General features: G+C 68.8%; 15 protein-coding genes. 10 read left to right on the top strand and 5 right to left on the bottom strand.

The window, feature by feature from the left end; genetic code table 11:
• Positions 1-21: 21 nt before the first annotated feature.
• The 3 genes from nudC to FHX50_RS05185 all read left to right on the top strand — a co-directional run bounded on the left by nudC (position 22) and on the right by FHX50_RS05185 (position 3667).
• A complete protein-coding gene (gene nudC / locus FHX50_RS05195; RefSeq protein ID WP_183375056.1) occupies positions 22-939 on the top strand; it encodes an NAD(+) diphosphatase in 918 nt (305 codons plus the stop codon).
• Positions 936-3026, top strand: coding sequence for an ATP-dependent DNA helicase UvrD2 (locus FHX50_RS05190; protein ID WP_239374085.1), 2091 nt, complete (start codon positions 936-938; stop codon positions 3024-3026). Before nudC ends, FHX50_RS05190 begins: the two co-directional genes overlap by 4 nt.
• 305 nt (positions 3027-3331) lie before the next feature.
• Positions 3332-3667, top strand: coding sequence for a WhiB family transcriptional regulator (locus tag FHX50_RS05185; protein WP_275436375.1), 336 nt, complete (start codon positions 3332-3334; stop codon positions 3665-3667).
• Between the two features lie 439 nt (positions 3668-4106).
• Here FHX50_RS05185 and FHX50_RS05180 read toward each other — a convergent pair whose 3' ends face one another.
• Complete coding sequence (locus tag FHX50_RS05180) at positions 4107-4268, bottom strand: DUF5679 domain-containing protein (RefSeq protein ID WP_183375054.1); 162 nt, start codon at positions 4266-4268, stop codon at positions 4107-4109.
• Between the two features lie 606 nt (positions 4269-4874).
• On the opposite strand from FHX50_RS05180, the gene FHX50_RS05175 reads away from it, so the two are divergent.
• On the top strand, positions 4875-5477 hold the full coding sequence (locus FHX50_RS05175; protein WP_183375052.1) for a M48 metallopeptidase family protein: 603 nt from the start codon (positions 4875-4877) through the stop codon (positions 5475-5477).
• Here the strand turns inward: FHX50_RS05175 and FHX50_RS05170 are convergent.
• Complete coding sequence (locus tag FHX50_RS05170) at positions 5444-6019, bottom strand: NUDIX hydrolase (RefSeq protein WP_183375050.1); 576 nt, start codon at positions 6017-6019, stop codon at positions 5444-5446. The two genes, FHX50_RS05175 and FHX50_RS05170, sit on opposite strands and share 34 nt — an antisense overlap.
• Entirely contained in the window at positions 6016-7545 is a 1530-nt protein-coding gene (locus FHX50_RS05165) for a zinc-dependent metalloprotease (RefSeq protein WP_183375048.1), read from the bottom strand. Before FHX50_RS05165 ends, FHX50_RS05170 begins: the two co-directional genes overlap by 4 nt.
• A 68-nt stretch (positions 7546-7613) precedes the next feature.
• Between FHX50_RS05165 and FHX50_RS12345 the strand changes: the two genes are divergently transcribed.
• The 3 genes from FHX50_RS12345 (at position 7614) to ettA (ending at position 11226) form a co-directional block, all read left to right on the top strand.
• Positions 7614-8714, top strand: a complete 1101-nt coding sequence (locus FHX50_RS12345) for a PDZ domain-containing protein (RefSeq protein ID WP_183375046.1) — start codon at positions 7614-7616, stop codon at positions 8712-8714.
• A gap of 3 nt (positions 8715-8717) precedes the next feature.
• A complete protein-coding gene (locus FHX50_RS05155; RefSeq protein WP_183375044.1) occupies positions 8718-9410 on the top strand; it encodes an HAD family hydrolase in 693 nt (230 codons plus the stop codon).
• 133 nt (positions 9411-9543) lie between these two features.
• Positions 9544-11226, top strand: coding sequence for an energy-dependent translational throttle protein EttA (ettA, locus tag FHX50_RS05150; protein ID WP_183375043.1), 1683 nt, complete (start codon positions 9544-9546; stop codon positions 11224-11226).
• 77 nt (positions 11227-11303) lie between these two features.
• On the opposite strand, the gene FHX50_RS05145 is transcribed toward ettA, so the two are convergent.
• On the bottom strand, positions 11304-11498 hold the full coding sequence (locus tag FHX50_RS05145; protein WP_183375041.1) for a hypothetical protein: 195 nt from the start codon (positions 11496-11498) through the stop codon (positions 11304-11306).
• A 250-nt stretch (positions 11499-11748) separates the two neighbouring features.
• Here FHX50_RS05145 and FHX50_RS05140 point away from each other — a divergent pair, with 250 nt between their 5' ends.
• Genes FHX50_RS05140 through FHX50_RS05130 form a run of 3 tightly spaced genes read left to right on the top strand, consistent with a single transcriptional unit; the run spans position 11749 to position 14838 of the window.
• Positions 11749-12615, top strand: coding sequence for an ABC transporter permease subunit (locus FHX50_RS05140; protein WP_183375039.1), 867 nt, complete (start codon positions 11749-11751; stop codon positions 12613-12615).
• A gap of 4 nt (positions 12616-12619) precedes the next feature.
• The gene (locus FHX50_RS05135) at positions 12620-13471 is read left to right on the top strand and encodes a carbohydrate ABC transporter permease (RefSeq protein WP_183375037.1); all 852 of its coding nucleotides are present in this window, start codon (positions 12620-12622) and stop codon (positions 13469-13471) included.
• Positions 13472-13503: 32 nt separating this feature from the next.
• The gene (locus tag FHX50_RS05130) at positions 13504-14838 is read left to right on the top strand and encodes an ABC transporter substrate-binding protein (protein ID WP_183375035.1); all 1335 of its coding nucleotides are present in this window, start codon (positions 13504-13506) and stop codon (positions 14836-14838) included.
• 21 nt (positions 14839-14859) lie between these two features.
• Here FHX50_RS05130 and FHX50_RS05125 read toward each other — a convergent pair whose 3' ends face one another.
• Positions 14860-15774 carry an acyl-CoA thioesterase gene (locus FHX50_RS05125; protein ID WP_183375033.1) on the bottom strand — a complete coding sequence of 305 codons (915 nt, stop codon included), beginning with the start codon at positions 15772-15774 and terminating at the stop codon, positions 14860-14862.
• Between the last annotated feature and the right edge of the window lie 46 nt (positions 15775-15820).

The raw sequence follows: 15820 nt of genomic DNA, 5'->3' as shown, positions 1-15820 counted from the left end.
CTGACAGCTAGGGTGGGACGCATGCCGAATCCCGCGAACTTTCCCACACGCTTCCTCACATCCTCCTATCGGGCGGGTGAGGATGCACGGCTGGCACCCGTCGGCACCGCCGCCGACGCCGCCAACCGAGTCCGGGTCCGCGGCAGCGGCGTCGCCGTCACCGGTGAGCAGCCCGGCTCGATCCGCCTCTCCCTCGACCCGCTGACCCCCGCCGATCTGGGGGCCGACGGGGTCCGCGGCGGCATCCTGCTGGGCACCGATCACGGGCTCGACACCCTCACCGCCGACCTCACCGACGCCCCGGAGTCCGTCGGCCTGCCGCCGGGCGCCCGCTTCGCCCCGCTGCGGCAGGTGGGGCCCCACCTGGATCGGCGGGAGGCGAACCTGGCGCTGACGGCTGTGGCGATGAGCACATGGGACCGCACGGTCCGCTTCTGCTCCGACTGCGGCGGCACGATGCGACCGGCGAAGAACGGCTGGATGAGGCGCTGCGACGCGGACCACCTGACGTTCCCCCGCACCGACCCGGCGATGATCGTCGCCGTCACCGATGAGCATGACCGCCTTCTGATCGCTCGCAACCACCGCTCCACGACCGGTACCTCCAGCGTGCTCGCCGGGTTCGTGGACCCGGGGGAGGACCTCGAGACCACGGTGCGCCGCGAAGTGCACGAAGAGGTGGGACTGGAGGTGACGGATGTCCGGTACCGGTTCAGTCAGCCGTGGCCGTACCCCCGGTCGCTGATGATCGCCTTCACCGCCCGGGTCGTCACCGGCCTCGGCGAGGGGGACATCGCCCTGCTGGACGGGGAGATCGAGCAGGCGCGCTTCCTCACCCGCGAGGAGATGCGCGCCGCCCTCGCCGACGGGACCCTCCGCATCCCCGAGCACGGCTCCCTGGGCCGCGCTCTGATCGACCTCTGGGAGGCCGGCGAGTGAGGCCCGAGCAGATCCTCGAGCAGCTGGACCCGGAGCAGCGGCAGGTCGCCGAATCGATCGGCGGGCCGCTCTGCGTCCTCGCCGGTGCCGGCACCGGCAAGACCCGCGCCATCACCCACCGCATCGCATACGCGGTCGCCACCGGCAAGTACAACCCCCGCCATGTGCTCGCGGTGACGTTCACCTCGAAGGCGGCGGCGGAGATGCGGTCGCGGCTGCGGGACCTCGGCACCCCGGCGGTGCAGGCCCGCACCTTTCACTCGGCGGCGCTGCGCCAGCTGCGGTACTTCTGGCCCCGCACGATCGGCGGCCCCATGCCGGAACTGGTGCCGAACAAGATCGGCATGGTCGCCAGCGCCTGCCACCAGCTGAACATGAAGGTGGACCGCGCGGCGCTGCGGGACATCACCAGTGAGCTGGAGTGGGCGAAGGTGTCGCTGATCCTGCCGGAGCAGTACCCGGTGGCGGCGGCACGCCTCGGCCGCGAAGGGGTCTCCGGGTTCGATGCCCGCTCCATCGCCCGCATCATGGCCCGGTACGAGGACGTCAAGAGCGACAACAACGTCATCGACTTCGATGACGTGCTGCTGCTGACCGCGTCCCTGCTGGACGACTACCCGCAGATGGCGCGGGAGGTGCGCGGCCAGTACCGCCACTTCGTGGTGGACGAGTTCCAGGACGTCTCCGCGCTGCAGCACCGACTGCTGCGCGCCTGGCTCGGCCACTCCCAGGACGTGTGCGTGGTGGGCGACGCCGCCCAGACGATCTACACCTTCGCCGGCGCGCAGTCGACCTATCTGACGGAGTTCACCAAGGAGTTCCCCCGGGCGTCCGTGGTGAAGCTGGAGCGCAACTACCGCTCCACCCCCGAGATCGTGAAGGCCGCCAACGGGGTGCTCGATGCCGCTGCTTCGCGCCGCGATGACACCCGCCTCACCCTGCGTGCCCAGCGCGACTCCGGCCCGCAGCCCCTCGTCATCGGCTACGACGACGATGTGAAGGAGGCCGACGGGGTCGCCGACTCCATCGGGCAGCTCATCAACGCCGGCACGCCCGCCAGCGACATCGCGATCCTGTTCCGCACGAACGCGCAGTCGGAGAACTTCGAGCAGGCGCTCGGCGTGAAGAACATTCCCTACCTCGTGAAGGGCGGGGAGAAGTTCTTCGAACGCCAGGACGTGCGCTCGGCGATGGTGACGCTGCGCGCCGCCGTGGCGGCGGCCCCGCCCGGTCACGACCCGGCGCAGGTGGCGATGGATGTGCTGTCCGGGCAGGGATGGACCACCACCCCGCCGGAGGGCACCGGTGCGATCCGTGAGCGCTGGGATGCGCTGAACGCCATCGTGAACGTCGCGAAGAACATCGGCGAGCGCGAGGGCTCCACCATTCAGGACGTGGTGGCGGAGCTCCAGGAGCGGGCGGAGGCGCAGTCGGCGCCGACGGTGGAGGGCGTCACCCTTGCCTCCATCCACACCGCGAAGGGCCTGGAGTGGCCGGTGGTGTACGTCGTGGGAGCCTCGCGCGGCCTGATCCCGATCTCGATGGCGAAGACCGATGAGGCGATCGAGGAGGAGCGGCGCCTGTTCTATGTGGCGCTGACCCGCGCCCGGGACATCCTCACCGTCACCTGGTCCGCGGCTCGCAGCGAAGGGGCGCGCGCCTCCCGCAAGGCATCCCCGTTCATCCAAGGCGCGTTCGATCGGTCCCGCGACCGCACGGACCGCTCGGCTGTGTCCCGCTCCACCGGCCGGCGCGGCGCCACGATCTTCCTGCACTGCTCGCAGTGCTCGGGGGCGCTGGAAACAGCGGCGGAGCAGAAGATCGGGCGGCACCGCGACTGCGGCGGTGAGCAGTCCGCTGAGCTGTTCAACGCTCTGCGCGAGTGGCGTCTGGACGTGTCGCGGGAGCTGAAGCGACCCGCGTTCGCCGTGTTCACCAATGACACGCTGCTGGCGATCGCGGACCGCGCCCCGCGGGACGAGGCGCAGCTGCTGGCGATCCCCGGCATGGGGCCGGTGAAGCGGGAGCAGTACGGCGAGGCTGTGCTGGCGATCGTGAACCGTGTCCTCGGCTCTGAGAAGCAGTGAAATCCCAGGTCAGAAAATCGTTGGCCCTCCGGCGCGGTGCGCTGTAGGCTGTGACGCGACGATTGACCGCATCGTGAGCGAGAGGATCGCTCGCGCGAGAACCGAAGGAGGTGCCTGATGAACAACAACTGGACACAGCTCATGCTGACCGCTCAGGCACCCGTGCGCCCGCGCATCGGGGGAGTGGACTCCTGACATCCAGGGCGTGACCGCCCTGCCAGTCCGCTCCACGGGCCTGCCCGCGTCCGGCAGTGAGCCCCCGCACCCTTTGTGATCCTCTCCGTCTGCGTCCAGAAAGCACCACGATGACGTTCGCTTCTGCAGCCCTGCTGTCCTCCACCGCCGCCCCCACCCGACAGATGCCGGGTCCCGTCGGCTCACCGTCCATCCCGAGCGACCTGCCCTGCGCGGGTGATGCCGCCGACCTCTTCTTCTCCGCCTCCCCCGCCGAGCTGAACGAGGCGAAGCAGCTGTGCGCCCACTGCCCGCTGCGCACGGAATGCCTGGACGGCGCCCTGCGCCGCGCCGAACCCTGGGGCGTGTGGGGCGGCGAGATCCTCGACAACGGTCGCGTCATCGCCGCCAAGCGCGGCCGCGGCCGGCCCCGCAAGTCCGAGACCGCTGCTGAGCAGGCGGCGTAGGGGGGTGACGGAGCACGGCATCGAGGTCCCCATCGCCGGCGAAGAACGGGTCCTCCTCCGTACCGAACACATGCACATCGGGCCCCGTCGGCAGTCCCCCGTCGACGGATGAGGGGTCGATGAAGGCGTGGACCAGCAGCGCCCCTCGTGCAGTGGGCCGGCGCGCCAGCTCCTCATCTCCGATCTCCCCGACGTGTGCGAGGCCGTCCTGCAGGGAGTCGAACGTGCGGACGTCGGCACCGGTCGCCCGCAGGGCGTCGGCGATGCGGCGAACGCCGCCGGTGAGGCCGAGGACATGGCGGAGGAGAACGATCGTCGTTATGGGTCGACCCCAGCGTCGGATGCCGGAGATCCACTGTCACGGGGCCCGGAGAACGCTGGGAACGCAGAAGCGGGACTCCCCGTCATGGGAAGTCCCGCTCGCTGTCTGCTGGTGGCGTCAGGACGCCTTGCCGAGGATGCGGTTGAGCTTGGTGCTGCATTCCGGGCAGGTGCCCTTGGCGTAGCGGCGACCGTTCTGCTCCACGACGTTGCCGGTGGCTTCGCGCTTCTCGCGGCACTTCACGCAGTAGAACTCACCGGTCCACGTTTCGTCAGCCATGTTGGTGCTCCTTCTCATGGATGGAGACGAGGGTGTCCTCGTCGCTGTCACCCCAGCGCACGGATCGGCTGTGACCGGCCCGCGGGGATTTGGCACCAGCGTAACCCGCTGTTCTTCAAAGAGAACGGCGACCCTGGAGCTTCGGGATGATCAGCGGGTGTTCCACCGCAGAAGGAGAAGTGCTCCGGGTCGCCGTTTCGCCGCCTTCACAGACGGAGGACTCCGGGGGCTCTCAGCACCACGCGCACCTTCCCCGTGTGCGTTCTGCTAGTTATCCCGAAGCCCTTGTCCGATCGAATCTAATGGCCTTCTCCGCCTCGGTCAACGCGTCGTTGTGCGCCCACTGTGGACAAGTCAGGGCCAGCTGTGGAAACCACGCGAACCTGTGTGGACATCGTGTGTGCGACACGCCGACGACACACCGTCACACAACTGTGACCAGCGCAAACGCCATACCCGGGGACCGCAGGTAAAATCTTTCTGGCAGGGCCGGGCGCCCCTCACATTCCCGCTGCGCAGCGGTGCCTCCGCACAAGTTGTCCACAGACTCCCCGCCGATATCGCTGACCTGCACAGGGACGGGCGGATCGTCGCTAGACTCGCCCCATGCCGCGCAGCCGACGAGTCCTTTCCCGCGACCTGGTGAGGTCCTCCGCGACCCGCCGCACCGAGCTGGTGCAGTTCGCGGACATCGACGAGCCGATCCTCGTCACCCGCTCGAAGCGCCGGCGCCGCACCATCGGCGCCCGGAGAGTCGGCGGCCGGATGGAGCTGCAGATCCCTTGGGGCCTCTCCGCCGCCGAGGAGCACCGGTGGGCGCTGCACATGCTCGAGCGCGCCGAGCAGTCCCGCCACCGGGTCGCGCCCAGCAGCGATGACGACCTGCTCGCTCGCGCCCGCGAGCTCGCTCGCCGCTATCTCCCACCGGGGACCGACGGGCCCGTCAGCGTCCGCTGGGTCAGCAACCAGGGCAGCCGCTGGGGCTCGTGCAGCACGCTGGAGCGCACCATCCGCCTGTCCGACCAGCTGCAGGGAATGCCCCGTTTCGTGCAGGACGCGGTCCTCGTCCATGAGCTCGCGCATCTGGTGGAGGCGAACCATTCACCCGCGTTCTGGGCGATCGCCGATTCGTTCGAGCACGCCGAGAAGGCGAAGGGATTCCTCGAGGGCGTGGCCTACGCGCAGTCGCTGCCCCCGTCGGACTTCTGAGGACGATCCAGTCCCAGCGCGGCGAGCGTGGCGTGCAGGTCCCGAACCAGACCCGCCGGCAGGTCATCGAGTGCGAACCAGGCCAGCCCCGCGCTCTCGCGCTCGCTGATCGCGAGTCCGTCCTCGGCGCTGGCCGGGGTGAACGGGGCACGCAGCAGGTACTGCACATCCCAGTGCTCGCGGCAGTGCGCGAAGTTCTGGTTCAGAGCGTGGGCGTGCAGCATGGCCGGGCCGTCGCCCACCACCTGCAGGTCCCTCAGTCCGGACTCCTCGGCGGCTTCGCGCCGCGCGGCATGTTCGAAGGATGTCTCGCCGTCATCGATGTGGCCGCCGAACTGCAGCCAGGCCCCCACCTTTCGGTGCAGGTGCAGAGCGATGTGCTCACCGGAGGCGTCGATCACGATCGCGGAGGCGGTGAAGTGAAGGGGCCCGCTCGACTTCCGGTGCACCTGCGTGCCCGAGCGCGCGAGCTGCAGGAACTGCTCCCGCTGTGCAGCCGGGCCCGCTGCGCGCTCCAGCTCAGCGATGAATCGACTGCTCATGCGGCCGGTGCCGGGCCGGGCTCATCGCCGTCCCCGTCGCCATCGTCATCCCCGTCGCCATCGCCGTCCTCCTTCGGCGCTTCTGGGAGTTCGCCGTCCAGCAGGCGACGCAGCTCCTCATCGAAGTCCGCATCGAAGTCGGCGGCGGCCTCCGCGGGCTGCTCAGCGGCGTCGGCCTTCGGCGCCTGCGGCTGCCCGGACAGCACCTCGGGGGAGGGAAGCAGGTCCGGGTGCGCCCACACCTTCTCGCGGCCGGCCGCGCCCTCGGTGTCGAGCACGGACTGCCACCAGTCGTACGCCTCCGAAATGGAGCGGGGTCGCAGTTCGATGCCGACCAGGTTCGCGAGCATCTGCTCGGCCTGACCGCCGGTGGCGCGGCGGCGCCGCACCAGTTCCCGCATCGCATCCAGGCGCGGCAGCTTCCCCTCCAGCGCGTGCGTGACCACGTGGTCCACCCATGACTCGATCAGCGCGAGCGTGGTGGTGAGCTCGGTGAGGGCGCGCTCCTGACGCTCCGACCGGGTGAAGGTGAACATGTCCTCCGGGTTGAGCGCGCTCATCGCGATGGGGTCGGACACGTCCACGTCCCGCATCTTCTCCTCCAGGGAGGAGAGGTCCAGTTCGATGCCGCGGGCGTAGCCCTCGATCGCGGTGAAGAGGTGCTCCGGCAGCCACGGTGCGCTGCGGAACAGGGTGACGTGGGCGATCTCGCGGGCCGCGAAGAAGATCCGGGCGGCGCTCGGGTCGAGGTCGGAGTCCGCCAGGAGGTCGTCGAGGTTGGCGGGGATGAGCACCGGGGCGGAGGAGTCCCAGAGCGGCAGCGAGAGGTCGGTGGTGCCGAGCTGCTCGCGGGCGAGGGAGCCGATGGCGTGCCCGAACTGCATGCCGAACATGGTGCCGCCCATCATCCGCATCATGGCGCGCGGATCGCCCATGCCCATGGCGCCGAGGCCCTCCATGCCGGGCATGGACTGCATCTGCTCCATCTGCTTGCCGAGGGCGTCGCCGATGGCGCCGGCCATGTACTCGGCGACCGGCTCCACCACCTTCTGCCAGCGGGGAATGGTGCGGTTCACCCAGGTGCCACGGGTCCATGCTTGCAGCGGCGCGGCGGGGACGTCCACATCCACCACCTGCTGCAGCCACAGCCGGGCGATGGTGGCGGCTTCGTCGAGGGCGTGCTGCGCTTCGGGAGTGACCGACGGGTCCCCGTCCGTGCCGATCTGCGAGCCGCCGGTGGGCGGCAGAGCGTGCCCCGGCACCATCGTGACGGAGCCGGAGGCGACCTGCCGGGCGAGGTCCTGGGCGAGCTTCCAGTTCACGGGCTCATCACCGCCGGAGGCGAACAGCGACTGCATCTGCGCGGCCGCGGCCTGCAGCATCGCGGGGTCGGACGGCAGTCCGGCTCCCTTCGCCAGTTCCGTCAGGTCCATGCCCTCGAGCGCGCCGGGTGGCAGCTGGCCGCCGAACACCTCTTCGAGGAACTTGCGGAGGTTCTCTTCGTCAGATCCGGATGAAGACGTCATAGCGCTCAGAGTATCCGCCTGCGCTTGGAGCAGACTCCGCAGGAGCGTCCCCGTGCCACAATAGGGCCGTGTCGTCCCCCGCCCCAGTGCCCCAGCAGTCGCGCCGCATCTCCGCGCGGCGTTCACTGATCGGCAGCATCGCCCTGATCGCTCTGTGCGTGCTCACCCTCATCGCCACGCTCACCCCCTCGCCGTACGTCATCGAGTCGGCGGGGCCGACGGTGGACGTCCTCGGCGAGGTCGACGGCACCCAGGTGATCGAGGTGAAGGGCAGCGAGCCGGAGAAGCCCGACGGCCAGCTGCGCATGACCACTGTCGCCGTGCTCGGCGCACCCGGTCAGCCCGCCCCGACCACCGCGGTGTTCGCCGCCTGGTTCGACCCCACGAAGTCGATCCTGCCGCGCGAAGCGGTCTACCCCGACACGCAGGACGAAGAGGGCAGCAAGCTCATGACGTCCGCGCAGATGAGCTCCTCCCAGCAGGAGGCGATCGCCGTCGCCCTCGCCGCCCAGGGCATGGAGTCCACGCCGGTGGTCCGCATCTCCGGGGTGCGCTCCGACGGTCCCGCCGCTCAGCTGCTGAAGCCGGGCGACCGCGTCGTGTCCGTCAACGGCACCGAGTCCGACGAGGTTCCCGCCCTGCAGAAGGCCACCGCCGACACCCCCGCCGGCGGCACCGCCGACTTCGTGGTGGAACGCGACGGGAAGAGGACGACCGTGTCCGTGCCGGTGGAGCAGAAGGACGGGCGCAGCGTCGTCGGCATCGTGCTGACCCCCGGGTTCGACTTCCCCGTGGACGTCAGGATCGCCCTGGACGGCATCGGTGGGCCCAGCGCCGGCCTCATCTTCGCCCTCGGCATCTACGACGAGATGACCCCCGGCAGCCTCACCGGTGGGAAGCGGATCGCCGGCACCGGCACCATCGACCAGAGCGGCGCCGTCGGCCCCATCGGCGGGATTCGGCAGAAGCTGGTCGGCGCGAAGGAGGACGGCGCCGAGTTCTTCCTCGCTCCCGCCGACAACTGCGCCGAGGTGGTCGGTCACGTGCCCGACGGGCTGAGCGTGGTCCGGGTCTCCACGTTCGAGGACGCCAAGCACGCTGTCGAGACCATCGCCGACTCCGGCAGCACCGCCGGTCTGCCCACCTGCACCGCCTCCGAAAGGACCTGATCCATGGCCCGCCAGCGCCGCACCCGCTCCACCGACGCCCTGTCCCAGAAGACCGTCGTGTTCGACTTCGGCGGCGTCATATCCGCCGCCCACGACCCCGTCCCCGCGATCCACGCCGAGACCGGCGGCGACCTCGAGGAGGTCCGCGCCGCGTTCTGGGGCGAACGCCTCGCCTACGACACCGGCGACCTCACCCTCGAGGAGTACTGGGGCCGCGTCTGCGCGGCGGCGGGCATCGAGGACCCCTCCGCCGATGAGCTCGCCCACCTGCAGGACGTCGACAACCGCTACTGGCTGGAGATCCACCCGGAGTCCCGCAGCCTCATCCACGACCTCTCCCGCAACGGCGTCCGTCTGGTGCTGCTGTCCAATGCATCGGTCGCGTTCGGTGAGGCCGTGCGCCGCGCCGAATGGTTCGAGGCGTTCAGCTTCGCCATCATCTCCGGTGAGGAGGGCGTGGTGAAGCCGGACCTGCGGATCTTCGAGGTCCTGCTGGAGACCCTCTCCCACGAGACCGGGGGAGTGGAGCGCCCCGCGTCCACGATCTTCTTCGACGACGTCGAGGAGAACGTGGAGGCGGCCCGCCGCCTCGGCATCGACGCCCACCGGTGGCCGCGCAACGGCGACGGCGCCGCCGACAACGGCTGGGAGATCGCCCGCGCACACCTCGCCGGGCGCGGCATCCCGCTGGACTGAGCGACCGGGAGCCATTGGTAGGCTGGCCCAGTGCGCTCCCGGCCGCCTGAGCCGACGAGCGGTCCATCAGTCTTCTTTTTGCACACATGCTGCACGGCGACACTCCGACAGTGTCCTGACCAGGGGAAATCGCTTGGCTGAATTCATTTACACGATGTACAAGGCACGGAAGTCGGTGGGCGACAAGCTCATCCTCGACGACGTGACCATGAGCTTCTACCCGGGCGCGAAGATCGGCATGGTCGGTCCCAATGGCGCCGGCAAGTCCACGATCCTCAAGATCATGGCGGGGCTCGATGAGCCCAGCAACGGCGAGGCGCGCCTCAGCCCCGGCTACACCGTGGGCATCCTGCTGCAGGAGCCGCCGCTGAACGAGGAGAAGACCGTCCTCGAGAACGTCCAGGAGGGCATGGGCGACCTCTACGCGAAGGTCCAGCGCTTCAACGAGATCGGCGAGGAGATGGCGCAGCCGGACGCTGACTTCGACGCCCTCATGGAGGAGATGGGCAAGCTCCAGACCGACATCGACGCCGCCAACGGCTGGGACCTCGACTCCCAGCTCAACCAGGCGATGGACGCCCTCCGCCTCCCGCCGGGCGATGAGAAGGTCACCCACCTCTCCGGTGGTGAGCGCCGCCGCGTGGCACTGTGCAAGCTCCTGCTGGAGAAGCCGGACCTGCTGCTGCTGGACGAGCCCACCAACCACCTCGATGCCGAGTCGGTCCTCTGGCTGGAGAAGCATCTCCAGGCGTACGAGGGCGCTGTCATCGCCATCACCCACGACCGCTACTTCCTCGACCACGTCGCCGAGTGGATCGCCGAAGTCGACCGCGGCCACCTCTACCCGTACGAGGGCAACTACTCCACCTACCTGGAGAAGAAGGAGGCGCGCCTGCAGGTGCAGGGCAAGAAGGATGCGAAGCTCGCCAAGCGCCTCAAGGAGGAGCTCGAGTGGGTGCGCTCCAACGCGAAGGGCCGCCAGACCAAGTCGAAGGCCCGACTCGCCCGTTACGAGGAGATGGCGGCGGAGGCCGAGCGCACCCGCAAGCTCGACTTCGACGAGATCGTCATCCCGCCCGGCCCGCGGCTGGGCAATGTGGTCATCGACGCCAAGGACCTCAAGAAGGGCTTCGGAGACCGCGTCCTCATCGACGGCCTCTCCTTCTCGCTGCCGCCGAACGGCATCGTCGGCGTCATCGGCCCCAACGGTGTCGGCAAGACCACGCTGTTCAAGACCATCGTGGGTCTGGAACCGCTGGACGGTGGTGAGCTGAAGATCGGCGAGACCGTGAAGATCAGCTACGTCGACCAGAACCGGTCGAACATCGATCCGGAGAAGACTCTGTGGGAGGTCGTGTCCGAGGGCAACGACTTCATCCAGGTGGGCAAGGTGGAGATCCCCTCGCGCGCCTACGTCTCCCAGTTCGGCTTCAAGGGCCCGGACCAGCAGAAGAAGGCCGGTGTGCTCTCCGGTGGTGAGCGCAACCGCCTGAACCTGGCGCTGACCCTCAAGCAGGGCGGCAACCTGCTCCTGCTCGATGAGCCGACGAACGACCTCGACGTCCAGACGCTCGGCTCCCTGGAGAATGCACTGCTGAACTTCCCAGGCTGCGCCGTGGTCGTCACCCACGACCGCTGGTTCCTGGACCGCATCGCGACCCACATCATCGCCTACGAGGGCACCGAGGAGAATCCGTCGAACTGGCACTGGTTCGAGGGCAACTTCGAAGCGTACGAGCGCAACAAGGTCGAGCGACTCGGCGAGGAGGCGGCGCGTCCGCACCGCGTCACGCACCGTCGCCTCACCCGCGACTGATCATCACTGCAGCGGAAGGGCCGGTTCCCCTCGGGGGAACCGGCCCTTCGTCGTTCAACCGTGACTCCTGCGCCTCTCTACTCACCGCCGGTGGTCTGCTGACCGGTGCTCACAGCTGTGCCCAGCGCGCCCCCGGGCGCCTTCGGGGACTCGTCGGTGGCACCGCGCTGCCGGACCAGCAGCAGGTGCACGGCCAGCGCGATGACGAGGACGATCAGACAGGCGATGAGGATTCCGCCCAGCGCAAGACCAGCGAGCACGAGTGTCTCCATGCGGTCTCCTGATTGAATATTGAACTGATGGTGGCCTGTCCCGAGTCTACGTTCGACCAGCGCACCCCCAGATGCTCAGAAGTCCCTTGATGCAGAATCGTAATGACTGACCGGTCATCAGCAGCCGACGGGCATCATTCCCGACTCGCCGCGGCGCTGACCGTCACCTCGGCCCACCGCCCTGGAATACTGAGGAGGTCATCGCCGTTGAACTGACAGCACTGCCCGACGAGCCCCCAGAGGTGACTCCATGATGCGAAGCCGCAGCCCCTGGACGGCGTGGCTCCTGGTGGCACCCGCCACCATCGGCGTGGTCGCCTTCATCCTGCTGCCCGTCCTCGTGGCGTTCGGTCTGTCGCTGACGAACTGGCAGCTCGTCGGCGGCGGCGGATTCGTCGGCCTGGAGAACTACCGGGCGCTGCTGACCGGCGGCGCCCTCCTCAACTCCCTGGTCGTCACCGCCCTGTTCACCCTCATGAGCGTCCCGGTCGCGATGGCGCTCGGTCTGCTGCTGGCGATGCAGCTCAACCGCGCCCTGCCCGGCGCCGGCGTCTTCCGCGTCATCGTGGTGATCCCGTGGGTGTGCGCACCGTTGGCGATCGGCGTGGTGTTCTCCTGGATCTACCAGCCGAGCTACGGCGCCCTGAACGCCATCCTCGGCCGCCGCGTCGAATGGCTGACAGACCCGTCCCTCGCGCTGCCGTCGGTGGCGTTCGTGGCGATCTGGCAGGCGGCCGGATACATCGCGCTCTTCTACCAGGCGGGTCTGCAGAAGATCCCCTCCTCCATCTATGAGGCCGCCGAACTCGACGGGGCCGGCCCGCTGCGCCGCCTGTGGTCGATCACCCTGCCGCTGCTGCGCCCCACCACGTTCTTCGTGGCGCTCACGCAGATCGTGGCGAGCTTCCAGGTGTTCGACACCGTGTACGCCCTCACCGGCGGCGGGCCCGGGCGCCGCACCGAAGTGATCGCCTCCCTCATCTACTCCGAGGCGTTCACCTCGTACCGCATGGGGCGGGCCAGCGCGATCGCGGTGATCCTGTTCGTGATCCTCGCGCTCGTGGCGATCGTCCAGCAGCGCTACTTCTCCTCCCGCATCACCTACGACATGAGCTGAGGCGATGACTGTGAGACCCTCCCACCGCAACCGGCCCGGCGCTGCTGGCGCCCTGTTCGCCTACGTGGTCATGACTGCGGCCGCGCTGCTCACCCTCGCACCGATCGCGCTGAGCACCATGACCGCGCTGCGCGCCCCCACCGACTTCCTCTCCCAGGGGCCGCTGCACCTGCCGAACCCGCCCACGCTGGAGAACGTCACCCAGCTGTTCACCCGCGAGGATTCGTTCATCACGCCGTTCGCTGTGACGGCGCAGATGGTGGCGGTGATCCTCGCCGGGCAGATCGTGTTCTCCGTCATGGCGGCGTACGCGTTCGCGTTCCTGCGCTTCCGGGGCCGCGACGCCCTGTTCTGGCTGTTCATCTCCACGCTGATGGTGCCGCAGGTCGTGGTGATCATCCCGCTGTTCCTGGCCCTGTCGGAGCTGGGGCTGCGCAACACGTTCTTCGCTCTGGTCATCCCGTTCGTGTTCGGCTCACCGTATGCGGTGTTCCTGCTGCGGCAGAACTTCCGGTCCGTCCCCCAAGAGCTGATCGATGCGATGCGCGTGGACGGCGCCGGGCACCTGCGGATCCTGTGGAACCTGGTGGTGCCGCTGAACCGCCCGATCATCGTCACCCTCGTCATCATCACCGTGGTGACGCACTGGAACTCGTTCCTGTGGCCGCTGATCATCACCAAGGGACCCGACTGGCGCACCCTCACGGTTGCGACCTCCGCTCTGTCCACCCAGTACAACGCCAACTGGACGCTCGTGATGGCGGCGACCACGCTCGCCCTCATCCCCCTGATCCTGCTGTACTTCGCGTTCCAGAAACAGGTCGCGAACTCGATCTCCGGCACCGAGCTGCGCTGACGCAGCCGCGCCGACCCTAGAAAGGAAACACCATGGTCACTCGCCGCACCTTCGTCACTTCCGCCGGCATCGCCGGCGCCGCTGGAGCGCTCGCCGCCTGCTCCCCGTCGAAGAGCTCCTCCGACGGGTCCTCGAAGTCCTCGGGCTCCGACTCGAAGAAGCTGACTCTGCGCATCTGGGACGATGTCGCCAAACCCGCCTATGAGGAGTCGCTGAACGCGTTCACGGAGAAGACCGGCATCGAGGCGGCGGTCGAGGTGGTGCCGTGGGCGGACTACTGGAAGACCCTGCCGCTGGACATCGCCTCCGGTGACGCCGCCGACGTGTTCTGGCTGAACAGCGCGTCCTTCACCCAGTACCAGCAGGCGGGCAACCTTGTGGACATCACCGAGACCCTGGGGGAGGACGCCGCCGCGTCCTGGGAGAAGGCCGTGGTGGAGCTGTACACCCGCGACGGATCCCTGTGGGGCGTGCCGCAGCTGTGGGACTCCATCGCCCTGTTCTTCAACAAGAAGCTGACGGATGAGGCGAACGTCGACCCGACGAAGCTGAGCTTCGACCCCGCCGCGAAGAGCGATCCGCTGCGCGATGCCGCGCTGAAGCTCACGAAGGACAAGGCGGGAAAGAAGCCCGGCGAGTCCGGCTTCGACCCGAACGCGCGTCAGCAGTTCGGCTTCAACTCCGCGGCGGACCGCCAGGCCATCATCGGCCCGTTCCTCGCCTCCAACGGCGCCGAGTGGCAGAAGGACGACACGTACGCGTTCGACACGCCTGAGGGCGTCGCCGCGTTCAAGTACATGGCCGACCTCGTCAACACCTGGCAGGTGGCCCCGTCGGCCGCGGACACCAACCCCAACGGCGACTTCGCGCGCGACCAGTTCATCCAGGGCAAGCTCGGCCTGTTCCAGTCCGGTCCCTACCACCTGATGAACATTCTGGAGGGCGTGGGCGACTCCTTCGAGTGGGGGATCGCGCCGATGGTGGGCGGCCCGAAGGGGCAGAAGTCGCTGGTGCACGGCGTGGTCGCCGCCGGCAACGCGAAGAGCGAGAACCAGGACGGGGTGAAGAAGCTGCTGGAGTGGCTGGGCTCCGCCGAGGGGCAGAAGCCGATCGGCACCAAGGGCGTCGGCTTCCCCGGCCACACGGATGTGCAGTCCGCGTTCGTGGAGTTCTGGAAGGGCAAGGGCCATGACGTCCAGCAGTTCATCGAGGCGGCGAAGGACCCCGCGATGGCGGACACGGGCGCGAAGGCGCTCGCCGGCCTTGAGGCTGTGATGCCGGTGTTCCAGCAGATCTTCGCCGGTGAGGTTCCGGCGGAGGAGGGCGTGCCGCAGGCCGTCAAGGAGGGCAACGCCGCGATGGCGTGACCTCCTGTCGGGTCGCGGCCGTCACTCCTTGATGCGGATCATCCCCTCCTGGGTGACGGTCGCGATCAGCTCACCGCTGCGGCGGTACAGCAGGCCCTCGGTGAGGCCGCGGCCACCGGCGGCCGACGGGGACCGCTGCACGAACAGCATCCACTCGTTGACATCGGGCCGCGAGTGCCACCAGATCGCGTGGTTGATGGTGGCGGCGCGGATCCCGGGGGTGGTCCACGCGAGGCCCTGGCGCCGCAGGATCGGTTCGAACGGCGTGTAGTCGGATGCGAACGACAGGATCGCGTCGTGGGTCAGCTGGTCCGCCTCCACCGGCGCCAGCACCTTCATCCACACCATCTGCTGGGAGCGCCCTGACTCGTCCGGCGCTAGGTAGATCGGCCGTTCCACGTGGCGGATGTCGATCGGCCGCTGCGTCGCCCAGTACTGAGCCACCGGGTGGTCGATGTCGCGCAGGTGGTCCGCTGTGGTCGGCAGCGTCTCCGGGTCCGGCGCCTCCGGCATCGGCTCGGCGTGCTCCAGGCCGTCCTGCTCCTCCTGGAAGGACGCCGTCATCGCCAGGATCGTCTTCTCATGCTGGATCGCCAGCACGCGCCGCACCGAGAACGAGCGGCCGTCCCGCAGGGAGTCCACTTCGAACCGGATCGGGACCGACGGGTCCCCGGGCCGCAGGAAGTACGAGAACATCGAATGGATGTGCCGCCCTTCCGGCACGGTCCGACCCACCGCCATCACCGCCTGGCCCATCACCTGGCCGCCGAACACGTGACCGCCCGGGTGCGGGTGGGAGTCGCCTTCGAAGCAGCGGAACGCGTCGGCGGCGGGGGAGTGGGGGACGGGACTGTCGTCGACCCCGGACGGGACGGAGCGGAGGTCCAGGACGGTCAGCAGGCCGTCGGTGACGGCGCGGTCATCAGGAAAGCTCATGGACTCATCGTAGGCGGGGACGCACCCGGGCGCGACGGACGGTGCC

Source organism: Helcobacillus massiliensis (assembly GCF_014191425.1).
GTDB classification, from domain to species: Bacteria; Actinomycetota; Actinomycetes; order Actinomycetales; family Dermabacteraceae; genus Helcobacillus; species Helcobacillus massiliensis.
Note: the sequence above shows the minus strand (reverse complement) of the source record. Positions and strands in the feature narration are given on the sequence as shown.